The organism is Acinetobacter colistiniresistens (assembly GCF_024582815.1).
GTDB lineage: Bacteria > Pseudomonadota > Gammaproteobacteria > Pseudomonadales > Moraxellaceae > Acinetobacter.
This window is the reverse complement of sequence record NZ_CP102099.1, coordinates 3,618,914-3,642,928: the sequence shown is the minus strand read 5'-3', so window position 1 is coordinate 3,642,928 and position 24,015 is coordinate 3,618,914. Positions and strand designations below refer to the sequence as shown.

The following is a 24,015-nucleotide window of genomic DNA, read 5'->3' as shown; positions in this document are numbered from 1 at the left end:
AAAGCCTCTATGATTAGAGGCTTTTTTATGGCTTTATTTTTTAAGTCATTAAGCAAATTTTGCCAATACTTCTAGGAAACCATCTTTTTGACGTGGGAACTGTGCAATCACATCATGAATGCGCTGACCTTCTGGGTTGGTGGCATTCAAGTTACGGCCATCGGCCAAAAACTGAGTAATTAAGCGCTCATAGTCATTTGGGCGCATATGTTTGAAGGCATGATAAAGCACGTGAAAGTCAGCATTGACGCCAGTGGGAGGAAGTTGGTTAAGGTAGGCAAACACACGCTCATCTGACCATTCTTCATTGAAAGTTGCTGGCTGTGATAATGCCATGACAATCTCCTCAGTCTTATAAAATAATAAAGGCAAAATCCTTGAAGTGGAGGAAAGCCATGCTTTCCTGATCCACCCGCGTATTTTGCCTTTATTTGCGAGAAATCGCTAATGAAAAAACTTCTATCGATCTTCAGGTAAATTGATATTCATTTCTAACATTTCGATATTTGCTTCTGAACGAACCTGCATTTGAATATGCTGTTCATCCACACCACGAACATAACGACTCACCACCTGCATGATTTCTTTCTTCATCTGGTCGATTTTGTCTTGGCCTAGGCGACGACCTAAACCTTGCTCAGAGGCAACAATGACCTTTAAACGATCTTTGGCAGTTTGTGCACTTGATGGTTTTTCATCACTGCTAAAAAGTTTACTCCAGAATCCTGCCATAATTACGCTCCAAATAGTCTAGCTAACCAACCTTTTGGCTGTACTGCAATGTGTCGATAAGGACGGTCTTCACCAAGGAAGCGAGCCACTAAGTCATCATAAGCCTGACCAGCTTTTGCTTCTGAATAAAGAATCACTGGCTTACCTTCGTTTGATGCTTGGAGTACGCTTGGGCACTCAGGAATAACCCCTAATGTCGGCACACGTAAAATATCTTTTGAAATATCATCGATCGTCAACATTTCTTGTTTATCAGCACGTTCTGGGTTAAAACGAGTGATACATAAATGCTTACGGATACGTCCTTCATTTTGCTCAACTTTTTTGGTTTTGCTGTCGAGCATACCAATAATGCGGTCTGAGTCACGAACTGATGAAATTTCTGGGTTAGTGACAATGATTGCCTCATCCGCATGATACATGGCTAAAATCGCACCGCGTTCAATCCCCGCTGGCGAGTCACAGATGATGTAGTCAAACTCTTGAGAAAGTTCATCAATCACACGTGCAACACCCTCATCACTCAAGGCATCTTTATCACGAGTTTGTGATGCAGGGAGAATGTATAAGTTTTCAATATCTTTATCACGGATCAGCGCTTGTTGTAAGCGTGCTTCATTATTAATGACATTGACGAAATCATAAACAACGCGGCGTTCGCAGCCCATAATCAAATCTAGATTACGTAAACCTACATCGAAATCAATCACAACAGTTTTATGACCACGTAGGGCTAAACCTGTTGCAAAAGATGCGCTTGTTGTAGTTTTACCTACACCACCTTTGCCTGACGTTACGACAACAATTTTGGCCACCGAATCCACTCCTATTTATGGTCATACGCCCCTAAAAGGGCTTATTTGGTGCTTAAAACTCAATTAAATAAATTAAAACTGCAAGGCTTCAAATTCAAGTTCTTGCTTGTTATTTAAATAAATATGTACAGGCTTTTTGATCATATCTTTGGGAATATCATCTGCAACACAATAGGTCCCTGCAATCGAAATTAATTCTGCTTCTAGCGAGTGGCAGAAAATACGTGCCGCAGCTTGCCCACCTGCACCTGCAATGACTCTACCACGAGCGTTGCCATAAATGTGAATATTTCCAGATGCAATGACCTCTGATCCACTATTCATGCCGGCATTTAAGATGATATCGCCTTGATCTTGTACCAAACATTGGCCTGTACGCAAAATCTCATCATGATAAGAGGTGATATACGCATTCGATGTGTTTTTTTGTGGTGTTTGTATTGCAGAGTTATCTGCTGTTTTTGCAGGCGCATGCTCAACCACTTGCTCTTTTGATGCTTTGATACGCTGCAAGGGCTGATCTGTTGGTAGTACAGGGAATTGAATTGCACGAGCTTCATCACCCAAAATACCATCAATAACGGCCATTGGCTGTAGGCCTAAATCAATGAGCAGTTGAATGAGCGCAATCAGTTCTTGTTCAACAGTACTGTCGATAATGACCAATGTTCCAGTATAAGAACCTTCGTTCAGGGTATTGCTAAGTTGCTGGCGGATTGCATTATGGTCATTGGTGTCGAAAGTCAGTCGACTAAAATTGACCATTCTGCCCGTAATCCGTATGTCAGCCATAATTTATCCTTCAGGGCTTTTTAAGCGCTCTATTGTGTTAAAGCAGTTGTAAATAAAAGCAAATGCTAGAACAAATTACACCAATTCTCTAGCTTGATTGGTAATTTTTCTTGTAATCATTCCGCTTTTTTATCCAATTGATCAGATTCTTGCAAAGTTTGCTGCCATTGTTTGACTTTGACCTGTTTTCGAATGGCTTCTAGGCTTTCATAGACCACAGACTCAACCAGTTCTTCCAGATATTGATTGTCGATATTTAACTCACTCACTTTTTGCGCAATCAACTGATAATTCTCATTGGGTCTTTCTGTTGAACCTGCTGTAAATGGTTCAATCAGACCAGCACTAATATTTTCTCCTAAGCGTTGACCAATGCTTTGAATTTGTTGTTCGATTTTTCCACCTACGATTGGAATCAAACGCAACAATTGTGTTAGCTCAGGGGTGTCTTCAATGGCTTGGTTAACAATGACACCAACTTTTTGAGTAATCATTGGTTGTTGCTGTTGCAAAGCACTGGCAAGCGACTCTTGTAACATTGAGGCAAGCGTTACTGTAAAGAGCTGGCGATGATGGTCAACTAAATCATGAATAATTTTTTTATGACTGGAACTGGTTTCAAGCTCATGTCGAACGCCATCGATCACCGTGATGACAACACGGTCAGATAGCTCTTCCATCACCACGCGATAATAGAAAATAGCTTTGGTGCGCATCCCCTCGGGGATCACTTTATACCCTAGTTCATGCAAACGATAAGCAATAATCCCAGCCCGAAATAATCGTAAAAAACGTAAATGCGGAATAATCGCAATAATCTCGTACCAATGTACAAAAGGGAAAAACCACCATCGCGCATGATGCTTTTGTACAATTGATAAAAACCAACGTACGCCGAGTTCTACAATCAAGAAGATAATGAACCAGGCCTCTGTGGTAATGACCCACGGATGTAAATGGGTTCGATAGAACTCAAGCACATTGGCCAAATGAATGGTATTAAAAAACCAGGCGCCGATATTGCTCATCAGGAAAAAGTTCATGCCTAAGCAGAACAAATTGAAAACAATAATAAAAACCATGAAAATGTCATAGACCAAAAACAGCTTAAAGAACGGGCTGTTCGGATTAACATAGCTATATTTAGAGTTTTTTCCTGAGTCTTGCTCGGTCATGTTTGTGCTCAATCCCTGAAGAGATTATTGATGATACTTGGCTTTCATTTGTGTAATCAGCTGGTCCTTTTCTGTCCAGATCTGATCAACCCATTTTTGGAAGCGTTCACGATAAATAGGATCATCTTCATAATTGCCGCCAATGACCCATTCGGGAATATCGATTTTACGTAAATCTACCGCAATACGGGAGACATCTCCAAGCCAAAACTCACCATAACCTGGTGCACCGTCAGGATAAACAATGGTCATATCGACGAGGGCATCAATTTGATCACCCAGAATATTAAGCGCCAAGGCTAAACCACCTGCTTTAGGTTTGAGCAGATTTTGGAAAGGGGATTGCTGTGCAGCATGTTTTTCAGGGGTAAATCGAGTGCCTTCTAAATAGTTTAATAAAGTAAATGGCTGGCTGAGTAATTGTTCACAGGCTTTACGTGCTTCCAGCATATCACGCGATTTTAGTTCTGGATTTTGGGCAATCTGTTCTTTGCTATGACGTTTCATCATCGGGAAGCCCAAGATTTTGAACGCTTGGCCTACAAATGGAATAAAAATTAGTTCCCACTTGGTAAAGAAACGCGTCAAGGGCATGCGGGTTAGGCCAAAATACTGATTCACGGTGGTATCTACCCAACTTTGATGATTACAGATCATCATATATCGACCTTGTAAATTAAGATCGAGCTGCTCATCAATACTGATGTCCCAGTGTAAATCGGGCAATACATGGTCAATTAACCAGTTGTTAACCCCTAACCAACTGTTGGTAATTTGAATGTTGGTTTCATCGACTTTTGCAGATTTTTTGAATAATTTGGTTAAACCTAAAGCAAGTACAGGTGGACCATGAAAAAAGGTACTTCCAGTAATTACTGAACTAACGGTTAATCCTTTACTGACTTTTTGCAATAGGGATGCTTTTTTATTCACGGTAGCCATAAATTCAGCCTTGAGTGCATATGTTTGAAAAAAGAGATGTTCCAACTATAAACAACAGATGTTGAAATACAACTGTATATTTTAAGATATTGACATTTTTTATATATTCACCCGATAAGCTGATTTCAATAAATGAAAGGGCAACTTGAAATATAATGTCATATTTAAAATTCAAACGATTTTTGTTTTGTGATATATGTCTCAATTTGTCTTTAAGAGTGAGATCTGATTAATATTGGAGAAATTGTGTTGCTGCAATCAAGTAAAATGCATCAAAATATTACAAAAATACAAATAAACTGTTTATTATTAACAAAATATCAATGGTCTAGCTGAATTTTCTCATTCATTATTTGTCCAGACAACAAAATACATAGACAGGAGCTACGCAATGCGTGCATTAGTAATTTCAACACTCGTAGGGGCTGGTTTGGTTCTTTCTGGTTGCCAAACTACGGGAAATGGCGGTAACGGTTTTGAATATGACAAAGCTGCAATGGGCGCAGTACTTGGTACAGCCTTAGGTTACGGTATTTCTAAAGGTATTGGTAACGGTAGCAGTTCGCAAAATAACCGTGCGATGGCAATTGGTGCGGTTCTTGGCGGTGCAAGTGGCTTATATCTTGATAATAAAGAGAAAAAGTTACGTGAACAAATGGCTGGTACAGGTGTAGAAGTTGGCCGTAATCCAGATGGTTCTGTTCAGCTCATTATGCCTGGTAGCATCACCTTTGATACCAACAAATCAAACATCAAACCTAATTTTTACGGTACTTTAAACAAAGTAGCACAAACTTTAGCTGAAGATAACAAGAGTGCGATCCTTGTAACGGGTTATACCGATAACACAGGTAATGATTCAATCAACCTTCCATTATCTCAAGCACGTGCTCAATCTGTTAAAAACTATTTAGCAGGTCAAGGTATTTCTGGTAGCCGTATTGATGCTCAAGGTTTAGGTTCAGCAAACCCAATCGCATCAAACACAACTGCTGCTGGTAAAGAGCAAAACCGTCGTGTAGAAATCAGCATTTATGCGAAACAGTAATTTTTACTGATTTCTAAAAAACCACCTTCGGGTGGTTTTTTTATGGCATGCTAAAACTTACGACAAGCTATGTCGTGATTATAAAATTGAAACATCATAATTTATACATATCCCTAGATTTACTATTGGGATTATAAAACAGAGATGTCTATAATTGTGCTCGAAAAATCAGGCTCGGAAACGAGAGAGGTATAACCCATGTCATCTGCCAGTCAACTCAATGACAAGCAACTTGAAGCAATGAAATATGTTCAGGGGCCATTGTTGGTACTTGCAGGTGCTGGTTCAGGTAAAACTTCTGTAATCACCCGAAAAGTTGCTTTTCTGGTGCAGCAATGTGGGATTCCAGCCTATCGTATTACGGCAATGACTTTTACCAATAAAGCTGCACGAGAAATGAAGGAACGTGTGGGGAAACTGCTGTCACGTGAAGAAGCAAAAGGGCTTTCTGTTTCGACTTTCCATACTTTTGGTTTGAATTTATTGCGTCTGGAATTAAAACATTTACCACTTAAAAATAATTTCTCTATTTTAGATGCCGATGACTGCAAACGCATTCTGATGGATTTGATGCAACGCGATAATTTATCGGGGGCGGAGAGCAAAGAGCTTCTTGCTAAGGCCATGAAGAAAATTTCAGATTGGAAAAACGACTTGGTTGTGCCTGAACAAGCCCATTCAACCTGTGAAACGGTTGAAGATGTACAGTTCGCGCATCTTTATCAGCTTTATGAGCGAAATTTACGTGCCTATAACGCAGTAGATTTTGATGACTTGATCGTGATGCCAACCCGTTTGCTGCAGGAAAATGCTGAAGTACGTGACAAATGGCAAAACCGTGTTCGCTATTTACTGGTCGATGAATATCAGGATACCAATACTGCGCAATATACCTTGGTGAAGCTGTTAGTTGGCGTGATGGGGCAGTTCACCGCCGTAGGTGATGATGACCAGTCGATTTATGCATGGCGTGGGGCAAAGCCTGAAAATATGGCTTTATTGAAGGATGACTTCCATAATCTCAAAGTCATTAAACTTGAGCAAAACTATCGTTCAACCAGTCGTATCTTAAAAGCAGCCAATGCCGTAATTGAAAATAATCCGCATATCTTCGATAAGAAATTGTGGAGTGATAAAGGGCATGGTGAAACTATTCGGGTCATTACCTGTCTAAATGATGACGATGAAGCAGAACGCGTAGTGAAAGACCTGATTACGCATAAGTTAATGAATGGTAAAAACTGGAAAGATTATGCAGTGTTGTATCGGGGGAACTTCCAAGCACGTGTAATCGAGACGCAGCTGCGTCAGATGCAGATCCCGTATAAATTGTCTGGTGGCCAGTCATTCTTCGCACGCGCTGAAATTAAAGACGTGATGAGTTATTTACGCCTGATCATTAACCCGGAAGATGACAGTGCATTCTTGCGTATTATTAATACACCCAAACGTGCAATTGGCCCTGTCACTTTAGAAAAACTCGGTTTATTTGCCCAAGAAAATACCTTGTCTTTATTAACCGCATCTTCAGATCAGCGCTTAAGCATGGTGTTGCCAAAGAAAGCTGCCACACAATTACATGAGTTTGCTGATTTTATCGCAACCTTTACGCGTGAGCTGCTGGATGACGATGAGCCGATGCCGAAAGTGCGTCAAATGATCAATGAAGCAGGCTATATCGATTATATCCGTGAACAGGCCGCTACACCTGCGCAGGAAAAAACCAAACTCGACAGTATCGAAAGTTTATATAGCAGTATTCAAAATCTACTCAATCGTACCGATGATGTGGATGAGAAAAACATCGAGAGTGTGATTCGTAAGTTGGTGTTGCTGGATATGCTTGAGCAACAACAGGAAGAAGAAGACACCGATAAGGTGAATTTATTAACCCTACACGCAGCAAAAGGGTTAGAGTTTCCGTATGTTTATATGATCGGTTTGGAAGAGGAACTACTTCCACATAAAAACTCGATTGCATCGGAAACCATCGAAGAAGAGCGCCGTTTGATGTATGTAGGCATTACCCGCGCACGTCAGGGCTTGACTCTAACCTTGGCGGAGCAGCGTAAGAATGGTGGGCAAATGCGTCAAATGACGCCAAGCCGTTTCTTGGATGAGATGCCACAAGATGATTTGGAATGGCATGGCCGTAAAAAGAAATTGGCGCCGAATGTTGATCCAAAAGAGCAGGCACAGCAGTATCTCGCCAATTTAAAAGCATTATTGAAACGTTAATAGATTGTAAGTAGGAAGTTGTAATGAAAGTCCAAGTTAAAGTATTAGATGCACGTTTAGGTCAAGAGTGGGCTTTGCCTTCCTATGCAACGACGGGTTCAGCAGGTCTCGATTTGCGTGCATGTTTAGATGAAGCGATTGAAATTGCTGCCGGTGAAACTGTTTTAGTAAAAACTGGCTTGGCGATTTATATTGAAGATCCAAATTTTGCGGGTTTGATTTTACCTCGCTCAGGGCTAGGCCATAAACATGGTATTGTATTAGGTAACTTGGTTGGTCTGATTGATTCTGATTATCAAGGTGAGTTGATGGTTTCAGTCTGGAACCGTGGTCGGAATACCTTCCGTTTAGAGCCAGGTGAACGTTTAGCACAATATGTATTGGTTCCTGTCGTTCAGGCTGAGTTTGAACAAGTAAATGAATTTGTGGCAACTGAGCGTGGTGCGGGTGGTTTTGGTCACACTGGAAAACAGTAAGCTTTTTAGTCATTATCATTTTAAATGCAATGTTTTGCTGAAAAACGTTGCATTTTTCATATTGATTGTTGCTCCGATATATATTACAAAGCAGCTGATTCATTATTTTAATTTTTCTGAAAAAGAGGAATTAATTTCTTAATAGTTCTGCGTTTTATATGGATCAAAAGATTATAAAAATAGGGGCTTGCAGTGAATATACAACATACATTTCCTCTGAATATTTTCCGTGCCTACGATATTCGCGGAAAGCTAAGTAATTTAACGCCCAATATTATTTGCTCGATTGCCTACGCTTTGGCATCACAATATAAAAATGCTGAACAGACGCAGGTTGTCATTGGTTATGACGCACGGTTAAGCAGTCCCGCTTATGCCAATATCATTCAGCAGATATTTGAGCGGCAAGGATTACACGTGATCAATATTGGCTGTTGTTCCACACCCATGATGTATTTTATTGCTCGTGATTTTGGTGGTAACGGTATTATGGTGACAGCCAGCCATAATCCGAAGTCTGATAATGGTATTAAGTGGATTTTACAAGGTGAACCGCCAACACCAGAAACCATTCAACAAGTTGGACAGTTTGCACAAATCGCATTAATACAAAATGATAATATTTTCTGTTTAGAAAATACAGCACACCATATTGTTCCTGAATATTGTTTACAGTATCAACATTCCTTACTGACTGATATTCAGCTAGCGCGTCCATTAAAAGTAGTCTTAGATGGATTGAACGGTTCAGCAGGGCGTTGTGCCAAGCTGGTTTTGGAAAAACTGGGTTGTACGGTAATTGCGTTGCGTTGCGATGCCAATGGGCATTTTCCGGATCATGCACCAGATCCGTCACATGCTGAGCATTTAACCAAGTTACAGGCTGCCATTCTTGCTGAAAAAGCAGATATCGGCATTGCTTTGGATGGTGACGGTGATCGGGTGGTTTTACTGGATGAAAATGCACATATTATAAGTCCTGATCGTTTATTGTCTTTATTTGCACAAATGTGTTTACAGCAACATCCACATAAAGAAATCGTATTTGATGTGAAGTGCTCCCGTTTAGTTGCGGATACGGTACAGCGCTTGGAAGGGCGAGCTAAAATGATTCGTACAGGGAGTAGTTTCCTGCGTACCTATTTGTCTCAATCCAAAGGTGCGGCAGTATTTGGTGGTGAATATGCTGGTCATTATGTCTTTAATGATGGACGTGGCTTTGGCTATGATGATGGACTTTATGCAGCATTGCGGGTGATGGAATATCTGACTCAATCTGGTGCATCCAGCCTATCTGAGCTGTTAAGCGGCTATCCAGAACGCTGCTGTACGGAAGATACTTATATCAATACCCATGATGCCAATCCTCATCAGGTTTTAAATGATATTTCAATCTTAAGTCATGGTTTAGGGGCACGCTTAAGTAAAATTGATGGGGTAAGACTTGATTTTGACGATGGATTTGGCATTATTCGAGCATCCAATACTGGCGAATATTTTACCGTCCGTTTTGATGCAGATAATCAAAACCGATTAATTGAAATTCGTCAGAAATTTGTTGTTATGCTACAAGACCAATATCCACAGATTGCCCAAGAACTCGCACAGACCGAATAAGGAGAGACGCATGCCACATGAGCATATCGGCATTGATAAAGCAAAAATTTTGATCGAAGCTTTGCCGTATATCCAACGTTTTGCAGGAAAAACGCTGGTTGTAAAATATGGTGGTAATGCGATGACGGACCCAGAGCTAGAAAGTTCCTTTGCTCGTGACATCGTGTTGTTAAAAACCGTTGGCCTAAATCCAATTGTTGTACATGGCGGTGGTCCACAAGTGGATTCATTGTTAAAACGTCTTGGACAAGAGTCTGCTCGTATCGATGGCATGCGTGTAACCGACCAAGCCACGATGGAAGTGGTTGAAATGGTTTTGGGCGGCAGCGTCAATAAATCGATTGTTAACCTAATTAATAAGCATGGTGGACGTGCTATTGGTTTAACAGGTAAAGATGGAAACTTGTTGCGTGCTCGCAAATTATTGATGGAAAAACAGGAAGCCGATGGCTCTGTTTCGCAAATTGATTTGGGCATGGTTGGTGAAGTGACTGGTGTGAAAACCGACGTTCTGGAAATGTTCACGCAAAGCGATTTTATCCCTGTGATTGCCCCTCTTGGTGTAGACGAGGAAGGGAATACTTATAATATCAATGCGGATCTTGTGGCTGGAAAAGTTGCAGAAGCATTGGGTGCGGAAAAGTTGATTCTACTGACCAATATCAGCGGTGTATTGGACGAAAATAAAAACTTATTGACGGGTTTAAGCACGCAAGAAGTTGATCGTCTGATAGAAACTGGGGTGATTTATGGTGGCATGATTCCAAAAGTGGGTTGTGCGTTAGATGCAGTTAAAGGTGGCGTTGTAAGCGCGCATATTGTGGATGGGCGTGTACCACATGCAAGTCTATTAGAAATTTTTACCGATCATGGTGTGGGTACTTTAATTACCAATCGTGTGAAGCATTAATTCATTGTATTTGCGTTAAAAGAGACCTCTAGCAGGTCTTTTTTTGTCACGACCTGTTCATGTTTTAGTCATGTTAGTGTCATTTAAGCGATTTAAGGTGAATTTAGCCATAAGGAGCTTTCATTATGCTAGAAAAATTAAATCAATATCGCCAGACATTGACTTTACCTTTACGCCACAAACCAGCTCAAAATCAATTCCGTTTTGAATGGGTGGATAATTTAAAAGAATTACAAGAAGTACAACGTTTTAGAGCAACACAATTTAGTCACCAATTTGGTATGCACTTTGAAGACGGTCTAGATCAGGATCTTTATGATTTCGGTTGTGAACATGCAGTTTTACGCGAAAAATGGACGGGTGAAATTGTTGCGTATACGCGACTTAAACTGTTTCAGGGCTATGAAATTGGGCAAAGTTACAGTGCAAAAGAATTTGAAATCATCCCGCAATTTTCTCATTTACCCAGTATTCTCGAAATTGGACGAACTTGTGTACATCCCAAATTCCGTTCCGGGAAGGCACTGTCCATGCTCTGGTTAAACTTGGTTCCTAAAGTACTCTGGTCCATGCGTGCCAAATACTTAATGGGCTGTGTCAGTATTCATTTAGAAGACAACTTGGCGCGCGCTTATTATACCCATCGCCAAATTCAGCAGTTGAGTGAACATCAAACGATTGATATTCGTTCAAAACGCAGTTTTGAACCAGAACGTCCTGATTATAGCTTTCCGCAAGATGAACGCATGCCAAAATTATTTCAGACCTATCTGGGCATGCAGTCTAAACTTTCCAAACAAGCGTTTTATGACGAAAATTTTAAATGTCTGGATTATTTTGTTTTTCTGGAAGTGAATAAGATTGCGACCTCTTTTGTAATGAACAAAATGGTACAACGCTAGTAAGGTTTTGTTGATACTTCAACCATGCATTGCGTTATGGGCTAAAACAACATAATCAATGCATGAAATACCTACTATGATGGCTCATATCAAGTTTCATACTGACGTTTAGAGCCGTTTTAGCCATAACCCTACGGGACAGGGATATTTTTTGCCGCTACGTCGTTATGTCTTGTTCATTTAGAGTTACTAAATTTTACAAGCCCTGCCTCGTATCAGCTAAAAATACCCTCTGTCGCAAGCATCTGTGTAATATCAACAGAACCTCTTATCATTGTTAATCTAATACTGAGCACATATTCAGATTTACAAAATATCTATCCCTCATGCACAATAGGCTTAGATGTTTGCTAGTTTAAAGATATGTGCCAGCTATTAGGAATGAATTGCGCCACTCCAACCGATATTACCTTTTCTTTCCGTGGATTTTCACAACGGGCAGGGGTAACCTCAGATCATTGTGATGGCTTTGGAATTGCTTTTTTTGAAGACAAAGCTTGCCGCTTATTTGTGGATAATCAATCTGCGGTCGAATCACCTATTGCTGATTTAATTCGTAATTATCCAATTAAATCACGTAATGTCATCGCGCATATCCGTAAAGCGACTCAAGGTAAAATTAACCTTGAAAACTCACATCCTTTTTTGCGCGAGCTTTGGGGCAGACATTGGATTTTTGCCCATAATGGTGATTTGCATGACTTTAAACCTGAATTGAGTGGTCGTTTTGAGCCAGTAGGCAATACCGATAGTGAACTTGCATTCTGTTATTTACTTGATCAATTCGTGCAAGCATTTGGCTATACCGAGCCAAGTTTGGAAGAGATTTTTGCACTTTTACAGCGTATAGCGCCTCAGATTGCGGAACATGGCACATTTAATTTCTGCTTGTCGAATGGTAAAGCTTTATTTAGTTATGCCACCACCAAGTTGCATTGGCTTGTACGCGAGTATCCATTCCAGCACGCACATTTGATTGATCTCGACGTTAAAGTGGATTTTAGTGAAGTTACCACACCAGAAGATCGGGTTGCTGTGATCACGACTGAGCCTTTAACACATAATGAAGCATGGACTGCTTACCAAGCAGGGGAAATGATTTTATTTCAGCATGGTCAACCCATTTTACAGGCATTAACTCAAGTAGAGCGCTTAATACGCGAGGCGCAAAATCCTGCATTAAAACGCGTAACCAAAGCAGACCAGTATTAAAGATAATATAAATATATATATTAAATATATCTTTATATCAAATTTATCTTCATATTCTGTAGTTAGTTTAATAAAATTAGATAGATATTTTTTCTTATTGGTTAAAAATACTTGAGTGTTTTGATTGGTTAAAATATTTAATTAAATATAAAACAATAGTTTAATTTGTTTTGTGTAAAAATATTTAAAACCTGACAAAAATGCTGCGTTTTTATTTAATTGCATTGCCGATATTATATTCTTATTCAATAAATCAAATATGGTTTGGGGTTCGATATGGGTATGAAATGGTCTGTCGAATATAATACAGGAATAGAGGTGATCGATGATCAGCATCGTCGTATTCTAGATTATATTAATGAAATTGATGAATTAAACGAAGGTGATGATCGAGCCAAATTAAAAGGTATTTTAGATAATATTATTGATTATACCCAATCGCATTTTACCTTTGAAGAAAGTTTGCAAGAAGAAGCAAACTATAAATATCGTGTACCACACAAGCGAGTGCATGATTTATTTATCAAAAAGATTGAGACCTATCGCCAACGTTTTGAGCTGGGGCAGGAAATTGATAGTGAACTGCATGAAGCTCTTTCAAAATGGTTGATTAACCATATCCGTCATGATGATGCAGATTATGTTGGTGCAGTGAAAGAAAATATGATTGGAATCATCAAAGAAAATGAAAAGAAAAAAGGGAAAAACTGGTTCGCTCGTTTCTTCTCATAATAATAAGATAATAAAAAAGACTCCTTGTTATGAAAAATAATAAGGTTGGTATGAGTGATATACAGGGGGTCTAATGAATAAAATAATAACTCGTGCGCAGCAAATCATCTTCACCGGTGATTTGCTTTTTTCTTTCGATATCTTTTGTTTTGATTTTCAGGCGTGAGAAAGGCAAAATAGATTGAATATTTCATTGCAAACTCCATAAAGCGCAATGAGTTCAAAGATTTTTCAAGGAATGCATTATGCAGGACACAACTCTGTCACGCTGGTTGGCTCCAGTGATGGCGTTTTGCCTATCATTTGTCATGATTACCACATTGGCTCCGACTGTGGGTATCCAGATTGACCGCCAATTTGATTTTTGGTTACTGTGGTTGGGAACCATGATTTTATTGGCATTACCGATTGGTTATCTTGAAATTGCTTTAGCTAAGCGTTCACAGACTACTGCGCTACAAGCACTTTCGGGCTTAACGCGTGATGCAGATGCTTCACCTAGATGGCGGATTGTGGGATGGTTAGCCGTTGTATTCGTACCTTTTTTTGCAGGTAGTGTGTTGACGACTGCAACGCATGTCGTTACACAGCAACTGAGCCCTAATTTACCCAATCAGGCGCTTTTCGCAATCTTTGCCATTGTCGCAGTTGGACTTTCTTTCATTCCCCGTCAGATTTTAATTGGACTCACAACCATTGGCGTACTGGCTGCATTTGTGTTTGCCAATGTAATGGGAACACATTTACAGGCTTGGCACTGGACGGGTGTCGAGTTTAAAGAGTGGGGTAATGCAACGGTATTGGCTTTGGTCGCAAGTGGCTTGGGCTTAGGCATCTATTGGCAAAGCAGTCTAACCGTGGTTAAACAACAGAATGCGGCAACAACTGCGGTTTTACCGATCTGGGTGGCTCAGTTACTTGCAGTGATTGCATTTGGTTTCTTCTCTGTTCAGGCACAACTTCCTGCTCTGGCATGGATTTTTGCCGCAATTATGTCTGCGGCATTACTGATTCAGTTTGCAAAAGAACAATTAGTACAACGCCAGCTTGCGATTGTGGTGCAATGGGCAATCCTGCTTGCAGCAATTGCTGTATGGGCAGCGCCACAAGTTGAACAAATTTTTAATAGCTTGTTGATGTTATGGGGATTGGTAATTTGTCTGATTTACGCCGTGTTTGCGGGGTGGATTATGAAGATTAGTCATCTCCGTAAAGCCATGGGTTTTAGTAATGAGATGTTCTACAACGTATGGCGTATCGCGGTACGTTTAGTGCTGCCACTTTCAATCCTGATCGCAATTGTTGCGGTGGTTGGACAAACACTCTAATGGAACAAACAAAACAAGTTTGGGTGGCCTTTGCAACGCCTGAGCAGCAATTTCATCTTGCTGTTGCCTTTCGTGAAGGTATGACCGCGCAACAGGCAATTGAATCGAGTGGTCTGGCTGAACAAACTACATTGCCAGAAGTTTTACATTTGGGTGTGTTTGGCAGCAAAATTGAAATCCATACCGTGCTTCAGGCAGGCGATCGAGTCGAGATTTACCGAGCTTTAACCATTAATCCGAAAGATATTCGCCGTAATCGGGCTGCTAAGAACCCAGTCGGACGTTTTATCAAGGGTAATCGTTTTAGACCATCAAGTTCATAAATAAAACCCCTCATGATTGACTCGATGAGGGGTTTCTTTTTATGGGAAAGCCGTTATAGTGGTGGCGCAGTCAAAATGGCTTCTTTTGATGCCGGTAAACCAGGTTGTGATTCTGGAATCGTATCTAAGCCTTCTATACGTTCTACGTTACCATTCGCATCAAAATAAACTTTTAAATGTTGACCATGTGCTGCAGGTATTTTTGCTTTTTTCGCATAAGTGCCTGGGATATAGTTGTAAATGTAGTCCCAACGTTGTGGATTCAGTGGATCTGTAACCGTTGGGCTGCCAAGCAAGAAACGGACTTGCTGAAAGCTCATGCCCACTTGTACTTGAGAAGCTTGTGCTTTGGTTAATGGTGTTCCTTGTGGAATATCGACTTTATAAACACCAAAGACTGAACAACCGCTAAGTACTGAAGTGACGAACAACGCCAGCATGATTTTTTGCATTTTGCTACACTATCCTGATAAATGATGATGCATTTGGTTCAAGGATAGATCATACTGCATCTAAACTCTATTGCCTATTCCAACTTAAGATTTGTTGAGAGACCTTTTTTTATGCCGATTTCCAATCAAGACTTACGCAAAGCTGGACTTAAAGTTACCCTTCCTCGTATTAAGATTTTGGAATTATTAGAAAATTCAAAACAACATCATTTAAGTGCTGAAGATATTTATAAAACTTTGCTTGAACAAGGCGAAGATGTTGGCTTAGCAACGGTTTACCGAGTGTTAACACAATTCGAAGCTGCAGGTATTATTCAGCGTCACCATTTTGAAAACAATCACTCGGTTTTTGAAATCATGCAGGAAGATCACCATGATCATCTTGTATGCTTGAACTGTAATAAAGTTGTTGAATTTACAAATGATATTATTGAGAAAGAGCAACATTCAGTTGCAGACCAGCATGGCTTTGCCCTAACTGGACATTCTTTAAACCTATACGGTTACTGTAGTGATGCCGAATGCCAAGAGGCTTATCGTAAAAAATAAGCACGATTGTATTAAAATCGAAAAGTTCACCAAAAGTGAACAAATAAAAAAGGGAAGGTTACAAAAACCTTCCCTTTTTTAATGGGTTAATTTGAATTATTGACCATCGAAGGTGATATTACGGCTTGCACTTAATAACTGGTCAGCACCTTCTTCTGACAGTTTGATGGTAAGACGTAGATCATTTGGAGAGTCTGCATGCTTTAAGGCATCTTTATAGGTGATCTGACCTGCCTTATATAGATCGAATAAGGCTTGGTCAAAAGTTTGCATGCCTAACTCACGAGAACGTTTCATTAGATCTTTAATCTCATGAATTTCGCCCTTACGGATATAGTCAGCCAAAAGTGGTGTATTAATTAAGATCTCAATTGCAGCGCGACGTGAATTACCATCTGGGGTTGGAATCAGTTGCTGTGCAACCAATGCTTTTAAGTTCAGCGACAGGTCCATATAGAGCTGGCTATGACGATCGGCTTCAAAGAAGTGAATAATACGATCCAGCGCCTGGTTGGCATTGTTGGCATGCAGGGTGGCGAGGACCAAGTGGCCTGTTTCTGCGAAGGCGATGGCATAGTCCATGGTTTCACGAGAACGGATCTCACCAATCAAGATCACATCCGGTGCCTGACGCAGTGTATTTTTCAGCGCAATTTCAAATGAATCGGTATCAATGCCGACCTCACGTTGCGTGACAATACAGCCTGCATGTTGATGCACAAATTCGATTGGGTCTTCAATGGTGATGATATGACCCTTCGAGTTTTGATTGCGGTAACCAATCATGGAAGCCAAAGAGGTCGACTTACCAGTACCTGTTGCGCCGACAAAGATGATAATGCCACGTTTGGTCATGGCCAGTTCTTTCAGCACTTCAGGCAGTTTCAAATCATCCATGCTTGGAATATGGGTTTCGATCTTACGCAGTACCATACCTGGCATATCACGCTGCTGAAAGGCACTGACACGGAAACGTGCCGTCTTTTCACGATTCATAATCGCGAAGTTACATTCACGTGTCTCGGCAAATTCTTTACGCTGTTTATCGGTCATAATGGATTGCACCAATTGACCCACAATTTCCCCTGAAAGTTTGCTTTTTGAAACAGGCACAATTTGTCCGTTAATTTTCATTGATGGTTCAACATCTGCGGTGACAAACAAGTCCGATGCATTTTGTTGAATCATCAAGTTGAGTAAATCATTAAAATCCATGATATTTCTCTAATCCATTTATTTTTATAGGAATGATTCGGGTTGTTTTGCTACTGTACGAGCAGTTTGTGGGCTAATTAAGCCTTTAGACACTAGTGTTTTCAAGCTTTGATCCAAAGTGGTCATACCGTAGTTGGCACCTGTTTGGATCGCAGAATACATTTGTGCGACTTTGTTTTCACGTACAAGGTTACGAATCGCAGGAATCCCGATCATGATTTCATGAGCAGCCACACGACCACCGCCATTCTTTTTCAACAGCGTTTGAGAAATTACGGCTTGCAATGATTCAGACAGCATGGCACGAACCATGTCTTTTTCTTCTGCAGGGAATACGTCGATGACACGGTCAATGGTTTTTGCCGCAGAGGTAGTATGTAGTGTCCCAAACACCAAGTGACCTGTTTCCGCGGCCGTGAGCGCCAAGCGGATGGTTTCCAAGTCACGCATCTCACCGACCAGAATAATATCAGGGTCTTCACGCAGCGCTGAACGCAGTGCTGCATTAAAGCCATGTGTATCACGATGAACTTCACGCTGGTTGATCAGACACTTCTTTGATTGATGAACAAATTCGATCGGGTCTTCGACGGTTAGAATATGGTCATAACGGTTTTCATTGATATAGTCGATCATCGCTGCAAGGGTGGTTGATTTACCCGAACCTGTTGGGCCAGTCACCAGTACAATGCCACGTGGATAGTCACAAATTTCTTTAAAAATGCTACCCAGACCCAAATCTTCCATGGTTAAAACTTTCGATGGAATGGTACGAAATACTGCACCAGCACCACGGTTCTGGTTAAATGCATTGACACGGAAACGGGCGATATTGGGAACTTCAAATGAAAAGTCAGTTTCTAGATCTTCTTCAAAATCACGACGTTGTTTATCATTCATAATGTCATACACCAAGCGGTGTACATCTTTATGTTCAAGTGCTGGCAAGTTGATACGGCGGACTTCACCATCCACACGAATCATAGGAGGCATACCCGCTGAAAGGTGCAAATCTGAAGCACCGTTTTTAACTGAAAAGGCGAGTAATTCTGTAATATCCATAATTTCCCCGAAACAAACTAAAATGTCTCATTATTTTGTAGAATAATATAAGGCTTTCATGCAGGCATACCAACACCTGAAAGAATGTCTGAGCAAAAAAAGATTCCGTAAATGAGAACTGTGTCAATGAATCAATCGCAACAATCCCGTCAATCTGTTTTAAATCAAATAGAACAGGCCTGTCAGCATGTACAACGAGATCCTGCAACAGTGCAATTGTTGGCTGTTTCAAAGACACACCCAAGTACTCGTCTTAGAACGATGTATGCAGTTGGGCAGCGTTGTTTTGGGGAAAATTATTTGCAAGAGGCACTAGAAAAAATTGAGGAACTGCAAGATTTAGAGATCGAATGGCATTTTATTGGTCATGTGCAACGCAATAAAACCAAACATCTGGCGGAAAAATTTGATTGGGTGCATGGGGTTGATCGTTTGATTATTGCCGAACGTTTATCCAGCCAACGGTTAGATCAGCAAAAAGCATTGAATCTTTGTTTACAGGTGAATATTGATGGACAGGATTCTAAAGATGGCTGCCAGCCAGAAGAGGTGGCGGAGCTGGTTCAGCGAATTAGCCAACTGCCCAAGCTACGTTTACGTGGTTTGATGGTGATTCCTGCACCCGAGAATCATGCTGCATTTGCTGATGCTAAAGCTTTGTTTGAACAAGTAAAAGCTCAACATGTACAGCCGCAAGACTGGGATACCCTGAGTATGGGCATGTCGGCTGACTTAGATGCTGCAATTGCAGCAGGTTCAACCATGGTCAGAATTGGAACAGCCTTGTTTGGAGCGAGGGAAGCGCTAAAGAAAGAATAATTTCCGCTTTGGGTCGGGTATTTTGTGGTGAATCTGTAATCAATTAATTTAAGCTTAATTTTTCTCATTTATAACGCAAATATTTTAATGTTTGAGTTTGTAATGTATGGATTTATTACACGTTTTTATTCTAGCGATCATTCAGGGCTTCGCAGAATTATTACCTGTTTCTAGCTCAGCACATGTAATTTTAGCTGAAAAGCTCATGGGGTATGATCCTTCTGCACCAGATATGACCTTCCTGCTGGTCATGTTGCATACAGGTACAATGTTTGCGGTTATTGTCTATTTTTGGAAATCATGGAAAGACACCTATTTTTCTTCATGGGAAAGTTTTAAACGTCAGGCATTCTATGTTGTGCTGGCAACACTGATTACGGGTGTATTGGGTCTAGCATTGCAAGCTTTAATTAAACATGTATTTTTTGGTGGGGCGAGTAGTTTTGAGATTGAACATCTGTTTAGTAATTCAAAATTAATGGCAGCGGCACTTGCAGCAGCAGGGATACTGATTATTTTATCATCGCGCTTAGATCGAGGACAGCAAGGCAATATCAATTTACGGAGTTCTTCGATTATTGGCGCCGTACAGGCACTTTGTTTGCCTTTTCGCGGTTTTTCCCGCTCAGGTGCGACGATTTCGACGGGTTTATTCTTGGGAGTATCGCGTCAGAGAGCAGAAGAATTTAGTTTTGCACTGGCGGTGGTATTAACCCCAGCTGTTATTTTAAAAGAGCTGTATCGTTTAGTTCACGCTCAAGGGGGGCAAGTTGTTGCGCATGGGCAATTATCACATGTCATAACCCCAAGTTTGCTTGGCATGTGTTTTAGCTTTGGTGCTGGTCTACTTGCATTGAAATGGCTCTCCTCTTGGTTAGAGCATGGCCGTTGGCATTTGTTTGGTCTATATTGTTTAGGTTTTGCTGTTGTGGTGTTGTGTATTCACTAACAACGCATGACTGCTTATATTTTCATAGGGAAGATAGAGTACTCCCTATGAAAATATATTATTAAATATGCTCAACATTTCAATCGCGGATAAACCGAAGTTGTTTATTCTATGCATTCTTTTATTTACCCGACCACCTCAATCCGACTCGAACCTGACCCAATCGGCTGTACCTGAATTTGTACAGGAATCCGTTCGTGCATCTCCTGAATATGTGAAATGAGGATGACTTTGCGTCCTTGGCTTTGCAGTTGATCCAAGGCATTCATTACCATATGTAGCGAAGAGGCATCCAGCGTGCCAAAACCTTCATCAATAAACAGCGACTCGATTTTCATTGAGCCAGACGCCATATTGGCAATCGCCAAAGAAATCGCAAGGGCGGTCAGGAAAGACTCACCGCCAGACAATGAAGCCACGGAACGGGTTTCTCCATCCATATCATGGTCAATGATGGCTAGGCTGAGGGAGTTATCCAAACGTTTTAAGGTATAACGCTGTGACAACATGTTGAGTTGCTGGTTGGCATATTCGAGCAGAATATCCAGATTATATTGCTGGGCTAAATCACGGAAATCCTTGCCTTTAGAATCACCAATCAAACTGGAAATTTTATTCCAGCGGTGTTCCTGCTGCTGAATCTGCTGGATTTGATCGGCAAACTGCTTTTGTTTGGCGACATTTTGTTGATGGACTTCCAATTTCAGTTTGAACTGATCACGTTGTTCAGCGTGTTGTTGCAACTGTTCATGATTGAGACGGATGTGCTCAAGCAACTGTGTTTGTTCAATGTGCGGTTGTTGTTGCTGATGAACATCTAATTGCTGTTGTAGTGTTTTGAGTGCAGAGGCGGCTTCATTGAGCAAGCGCTCTGCATTGTGTAATGCCGTTCGAATCTGCTGTTCTTGTTCTGTACCAATGCTAAGTAAGTCAGCCAACTGCTTTTCTGCAAACTCGGGATGTTGGCTCAGCCATGCATGAATTTCATTTTTGGCTTGAGCATGGGTCGCTTGTTGCTGCTGCTGGTGGGCTTTAAGCAGTTCCAATTCATTTTTCTGCTGTTCAAAACTTTGACGAGCTTGTTCAAAACTTTGCTTGTTTTGATGATATTGCTGTTGTAATTGTTGGCGTTGTTGATCATGTTGATTTAGCCATTCATTGGCTTTAAGTTCGGTTAAACCGGTCATCGCTACAATGAGTTGATGCGCAGATTCTGTATTTTGTTTGCCTTTAACTTCGATGTCTTTGAGTTGCTGGTTAAACTCGGTATGTTGAGTCAGTAAACCGACTAGATTGGACTTTAATAAATTCAGTTGCTGTTTGAGTTGGTCTTGTTGTTTGCTTAGGGTCTCAGCTTGTTCAAGTTGTTGGGTGCGCTGCTGCAAACGTTGCACGAGCTGTGGCGCGTAGCCTAAGGTTTGTTGCTGCCATAGGCTTTGTTCATCATGCGTTAGGCAATCTATAATATGCTGAATCTGTTGTTGTAACTGCTGTACGCTTTCGATTTGATAGTGAATATTTTGAATGATCTGGGTCAGGTTGTAGTGGTCTTTATTGGCCTGATGCAGTTGCTGTAACTCAAGTTCGATCTGTTGTTTGAATTGGCTTGTCTCATTGACCCATTGCTGTTGCGCTCTAGCTATTTCCGCATGCGGCTGAGTTAAATCTAACTGGACGTCGAACTGTGCTGCATGTTTGACTAATTCCTGATGTTGCAGCTTGAATTTGTCATCCGCTTGTTGCACGGCCGACTGTAATTGGGTCTGTTCGGTACGAATTTGGGTAAATTGCTGCTGTATATTTTGCCAAAGCTGAAAATAGTGTTGTTCGTGTTGAAGAGCCTGTTGTTCTTGCTGTTGTTGTAGTTTATACAAGGCTTTGGAGAGCTGACTTGCATCATCTCGGTAGGGATGTTCGGTACTGCCACAGACCAGACAAGCTTCGCCGTGTTTGAGTTCAGCCCGCAGATGTTCGATATTTTCAGCATGCAATAAACGTTGTTGTTGCAATACTTGCTGTAATTTTTCCCGTTCAGTTTTGGCAGATTGAAAGTCGACTTCACTTGTTTGCAGTTGTTGTTCCAGCTGCTGATATTGTTGCTGTGTGGTACTAAGCTGATGAGTCAGTGCCTCGTATTCTTTTTTAAGTTCAAAATAATACTGTAATTTTTGTTGAGTCAGATCCAGTTGATTCAGTCGAGCCTGTTGCTGTTCTCTGAGTTTTTGTTTCTGCTCAATCTGATTTTCAATCTGTTGTGGTGGACCAAATTTTTGCATGAGTTCATGCAATAGGATTTTATCTTGCTCAAGCTTGGACTGTGCCTGTTGAATCGAACCTAAATTTTGTTCGACTTTTTGGTATTGCTGAATAAATTGATTGAGCTGCTGAATATGAGCATTCAACCCTTTATCTAAAGCGGAGAATTGTACGCTTTGTTGCAGTTGTTCAAAACAGCGCTGCTGTTGTATGGATAGGTTATGGTGGCTTTGTTCAAACTGCTGTTGTTGCTCAAGCAATGGTTGTTGTTGCGCTTCGTTTTGGCTTAAGCGTACTTTAGTTTTCTTATATTCATCGGCAATATATTCACGTTCTTGTACATATTTACGCACTTGGGAGAGTTCATGCTGATGTTTTTGTTCAAAGCTTTGAAATTGCTGTAAGGCTGTTTCAGCTTGGGTATAAGCTGTTTTTTCTTGCTCAAAGTGCGTGCTTAATGTCGAAAAGTGCTGCTGCTTGTGTTGAATCTGTGGCTCAAGCTGTTGCAGTGCTTTTTCCAGCTGTTGTTGTTGGAATACAACAGGACGAATGCCTGAAAAGGTTTCGAGTTGACTGAGTCGACTGCGATCTGCTGCTAATGCCTCATATGCTTGAATCTGAATGTCATGCTGTTGCTGTTTTAGTGTGATTTCAGTTTGAAGTTTCTGTTGCTGTTCAAACCATTGTTGCTGTTGATTGAGCTGAACTTTGTTAGCTTCCAACTGTTGAACCTGTTGCTGTACCTGCTGGAATTGAGCTTTTAATTCGGCAATTTCTTCATCTGAACTGATTTCAATATGACCGAGCACATTTTCCAGTTGCTTGCGCTGGTTGCTGATTTCACGGGTTTTTTCAAAAGCCAGTTGCCCAATTTTTGCAAAAATACTGGAATTGGTCAGATATTCTAATAATTCACCACGTTCATTATCGCGTGCTTTTAAAAATGCCGTGACTTCGGACTGCGCCAACAGTACTGCACGGGTAAATTGTTCAAAGCTGAGTTGGGTAATCTGTTGAATATGTGCTTCAACCGCTTTGGTTTTATCTGCAATTACTACGCCATCGGTCAGGCATTTCAGGGAACGTTGCACACTTTGCAGTTTGCCGCTGGCATTTTCACGGGCACGTTTAATTTCCCAACGTGCAAGGTAATGCTTTTGATCTTGTGCCACAAAACACAGTTCGGCAAAACCATGTCCTGTACCACGACGTAGAACCGTCAAAGGAGAGTTGGTCAGTAGTTCCGAACCATCGACATCTAACAGTTTGCCATCACTTTCTTTGAGGCGCGGAATTTTATTAAATAATGCCAGACACATGGCATCTAAAATCGTGGATTTTCCTGCGCCAGTTTTTCCGACAATGGCGATCAGTCCCGCACTGGCCAAAGGCTCAGTCTCAAAATCAATAAAATGCTCATCTGCTAAAGATGCCAAATTTTTCAGCCGAATTGATAAAATTTTCATGGCAG

Annotated in this window: 23 protein-coding genes; 13 read left to right on the top strand and 10 right to left on the bottom strand. The window is 40.9% G+C overall.

Annotated elements, in window-relative coordinates; translation table 11 throughout:
• Positions 1 to 48 precede the first annotated feature (48 nt).
• The 6 genes from NQU59_RS17485 to NQU59_RS17460 form a co-directional block, all read right to left on the bottom strand.
• A complete protein-coding gene (locus tag NQU59_RS17485; RefSeq protein WP_005239225.1) occupies positions 49 to 336 on the bottom strand; it encodes a PA4642 family protein in 288 nt (95 codons plus the stop codon).
• 123 nt (positions 337 to 459) lie between these two features.
• Positions 460 to 732, bottom strand: a complete 273-nt coding sequence (minE, locus tag NQU59_RS17480) for a cell division topological specificity factor MinE (RefSeq protein WP_004655180.1) — start codon at positions 730 to 732, stop codon at positions 460 to 462.
• A gap of 2 nt (positions 733 to 734) precedes the next feature.
• Positions 735 to 1,547: a septum site-determining protein MinD gene (gene minD, locus NQU59_RS17475; protein WP_005239223.1), complete on the bottom strand. Its 813-nt coding sequence runs from the start codon at positions 1,545 to 1,547 to the stop codon at positions 735 to 737.
• 72 nt (positions 1,548 to 1,619) lie between these two features.
• Positions 1,620 to 2,339 (bottom strand): septum site-determining protein MinC, encoded by a 720-nt coding sequence (gene minC / locus NQU59_RS17470; RefSeq protein WP_005239221.1) that lies wholly within the window; start codon positions 2,337 to 2,339, stop codon positions 1,620 to 1,622.
• Between the two features lie 116 nt (positions 2,340 to 2,455).
• Positions 2,456 to 3,514, bottom strand: coding sequence for a hypothetical protein (locus NQU59_RS17465; protein WP_005239219.1), 1,059 nt, complete (start codon positions 3,512 to 3,514; stop codon positions 2,456 to 2,458).
• A gap of 24 nt (positions 3,515 to 3,538) precedes the next feature.
• Complete coding sequence (locus tag NQU59_RS17460) at positions 3,539 to 4,456, bottom strand: acyltransferase (RefSeq protein WP_043973802.1); 918 nt, start codon at positions 4,454 to 4,456, stop codon at positions 3,539 to 3,541.
• A gap of 391 nt (positions 4,457 to 4,847) precedes the next feature.
• Between NQU59_RS17460 and NQU59_RS17455 the strand changes: the two genes are divergently transcribed.
• The 10 genes from NQU59_RS17455 (at position 4,848) to NQU59_RS17410 (ending at position 15,242) form a co-directional block, all read left to right on the top strand.
• Complete coding sequence (locus tag NQU59_RS17455) at positions 4,848 to 5,504, top strand: OmpA family protein (protein WP_005239214.1); 657 nt, start codon at positions 4,848 to 4,850, stop codon at positions 5,502 to 5,504.
• A gap of 198 nt (positions 5,505 to 5,702) precedes the next feature.
• Positions 5,703 to 7,742, top strand: coding sequence for a UvrD-helicase domain-containing protein (locus NQU59_RS17450; RefSeq protein WP_043973799.1), 2,040 nt, complete (start codon positions 5,703 to 5,705; stop codon positions 7,740 to 7,742).
• Positions 7,743 to 7,765: 23 nt separating this feature from the next.
• On the top strand, positions 7,766 to 8,218 hold the full coding sequence (gene dut / locus NQU59_RS17445; protein WP_257064244.1) for a dUTP diphosphatase: 453 nt from the start codon (positions 7,766 to 7,768) through the stop codon (positions 8,216 to 8,218).
• Positions 8,219 to 8,410: 192 nt separating this feature from the next.
• Complete coding sequence (locus tag NQU59_RS17440) at positions 8,411 to 9,835, top strand: phosphomannomutase/phosphoglucomutase (RefSeq protein ID WP_257064242.1); 1,425 nt, start codon at positions 8,411 to 8,413, stop codon at positions 9,833 to 9,835.
• A 10-nt stretch (positions 9,836 to 9,845) separates the two neighbouring features.
• Positions 9,846 to 10,745, top strand: a complete 900-nt coding sequence (argB, locus tag NQU59_RS17435) for an acetylglutamate kinase (protein WP_005239207.1) — start codon at positions 9,846 to 9,848, stop codon at positions 10,743 to 10,745.
• A gap of 125 nt (positions 10,746 to 10,870) precedes the next feature.
• Positions 10,871 to 11,647 (top strand): GNAT family N-acetyltransferase, encoded by a 777-nt coding sequence (locus tag NQU59_RS17430; RefSeq protein WP_005239205.1) that lies wholly within the window; start codon positions 10,871 to 10,873, stop codon positions 11,645 to 11,647.
• Positions 11,648 to 12,010: 363 nt separating this feature from the next.
• A complete protein-coding gene (locus tag NQU59_RS17425; protein ID WP_257064240.1) occupies positions 12,011 to 12,859 on the top strand; it encodes a class II glutamine amidotransferase in 849 nt (282 codons plus the stop codon).
• A gap of 276 nt (positions 12,860 to 13,135) precedes the next feature.
• Positions 13,136 to 13,591, top strand: a complete 456-nt coding sequence (locus NQU59_RS17420; RefSeq protein ID WP_005239202.1) for a bacteriohemerythrin — start codon at positions 13,136 to 13,138, stop codon at positions 13,589 to 13,591.
• A 245-nt stretch (positions 13,592 to 13,836) separates the two neighbouring features.
• Entirely contained in the window at positions 13,837 to 14,919 is a 1,083-nt protein-coding gene (locus NQU59_RS17415) for a hypothetical protein (protein ID WP_257064236.1), read from the top strand.
• A complete protein-coding gene (locus NQU59_RS17410; RefSeq protein WP_257064234.1) occupies positions 14,919 to 15,242 on the top strand; it encodes an RnfH family protein in 324 nt (107 codons plus the stop codon). Before NQU59_RS17415 ends, NQU59_RS17410 begins: the two co-directional genes overlap by 1 nt.
• Before the next feature lie 53 nt (positions 15,243 to 15,295).
• On the opposite strand, the gene NQU59_RS17405 is transcribed toward NQU59_RS17410, so the two are convergent.
• Positions 15,296 to 15,694, bottom strand: coding sequence for an outer membrane protein assembly factor BamE (locus NQU59_RS17405; protein WP_005239197.1), 399 nt, complete (start codon positions 15,692 to 15,694; stop codon positions 15,296 to 15,298).
• A gap of 111 nt (positions 15,695 to 15,805) precedes the next feature.
• Between NQU59_RS17405 and fur the strand changes: the two genes are divergently transcribed.
• Positions 15,806 to 16,243, top strand: a complete 438-nt coding sequence (gene fur / locus NQU59_RS17400) for a ferric iron uptake transcriptional regulator (RefSeq protein ID WP_005239195.1) — start codon at positions 15,806 to 15,808, stop codon at positions 16,241 to 16,243.
• A gap of 96 nt (positions 16,244 to 16,339) precedes the next feature.
• On the opposite strand, the gene NQU59_RS17395 is transcribed toward fur, so the two are convergent.
• Positions 16,340 to 17,458: a PilT/PilU family type 4a pilus ATPase gene (locus tag NQU59_RS17395; RefSeq protein ID WP_005239193.1), complete on the bottom strand. Its 1,119-nt coding sequence runs from the start codon at positions 17,456 to 17,458 to the stop codon at positions 16,340 to 16,342.
• A gap of 24 nt (positions 17,459 to 17,482) precedes the next feature.
• The gene (locus tag NQU59_RS17390; protein WP_004655144.1) at positions 17,483 to 18,520 is read right to left on the bottom strand and encodes a type IV pilus twitching motility protein PilT; all 1,038 of its coding nucleotides are present in this window, start codon (positions 18,518 to 18,520) and stop codon (positions 17,483 to 17,485) included.
• A 126-nt stretch (positions 18,521 to 18,646) separates the two neighbouring features.
• Between NQU59_RS17390 and NQU59_RS17385 the strand changes: the two genes are divergently transcribed.
• Both NQU59_RS17385 and NQU59_RS17380 read left to right on the top strand, forming a co-directional pair.
• Complete coding sequence (locus NQU59_RS17385; RefSeq protein ID WP_257064226.1) at positions 18,647 to 19,339, top strand: YggS family pyridoxal phosphate-dependent enzyme; 693 nt, start codon at positions 18,647 to 18,649, stop codon at positions 19,337 to 19,339.
• Between the two features lie 106 nt (positions 19,340 to 19,445).
• Positions 19,446 to 20,288, top strand: coding sequence for an undecaprenyl-diphosphate phosphatase (locus NQU59_RS17380; RefSeq protein WP_257064225.1), 843 nt, complete (start codon positions 19,446 to 19,448; stop codon positions 20,286 to 20,288).
• Positions 20,289 to 20,413: 125 nt separating this feature from the next.
• Here NQU59_RS17380 and NQU59_RS17375 read toward each other — a convergent pair whose 3' ends face one another.
• The gene (locus NQU59_RS17375) at positions 20,414 to 24,010 is read right to left on the bottom strand and encodes an AAA family ATPase (protein ID WP_257064224.1); all 3,597 of its coding nucleotides are present in this window, start codon (positions 24,008 to 24,010) and stop codon (positions 20,414 to 20,416) included.
• Positions 24,011 to 24,015: the final 5 nt, after the last annotated feature.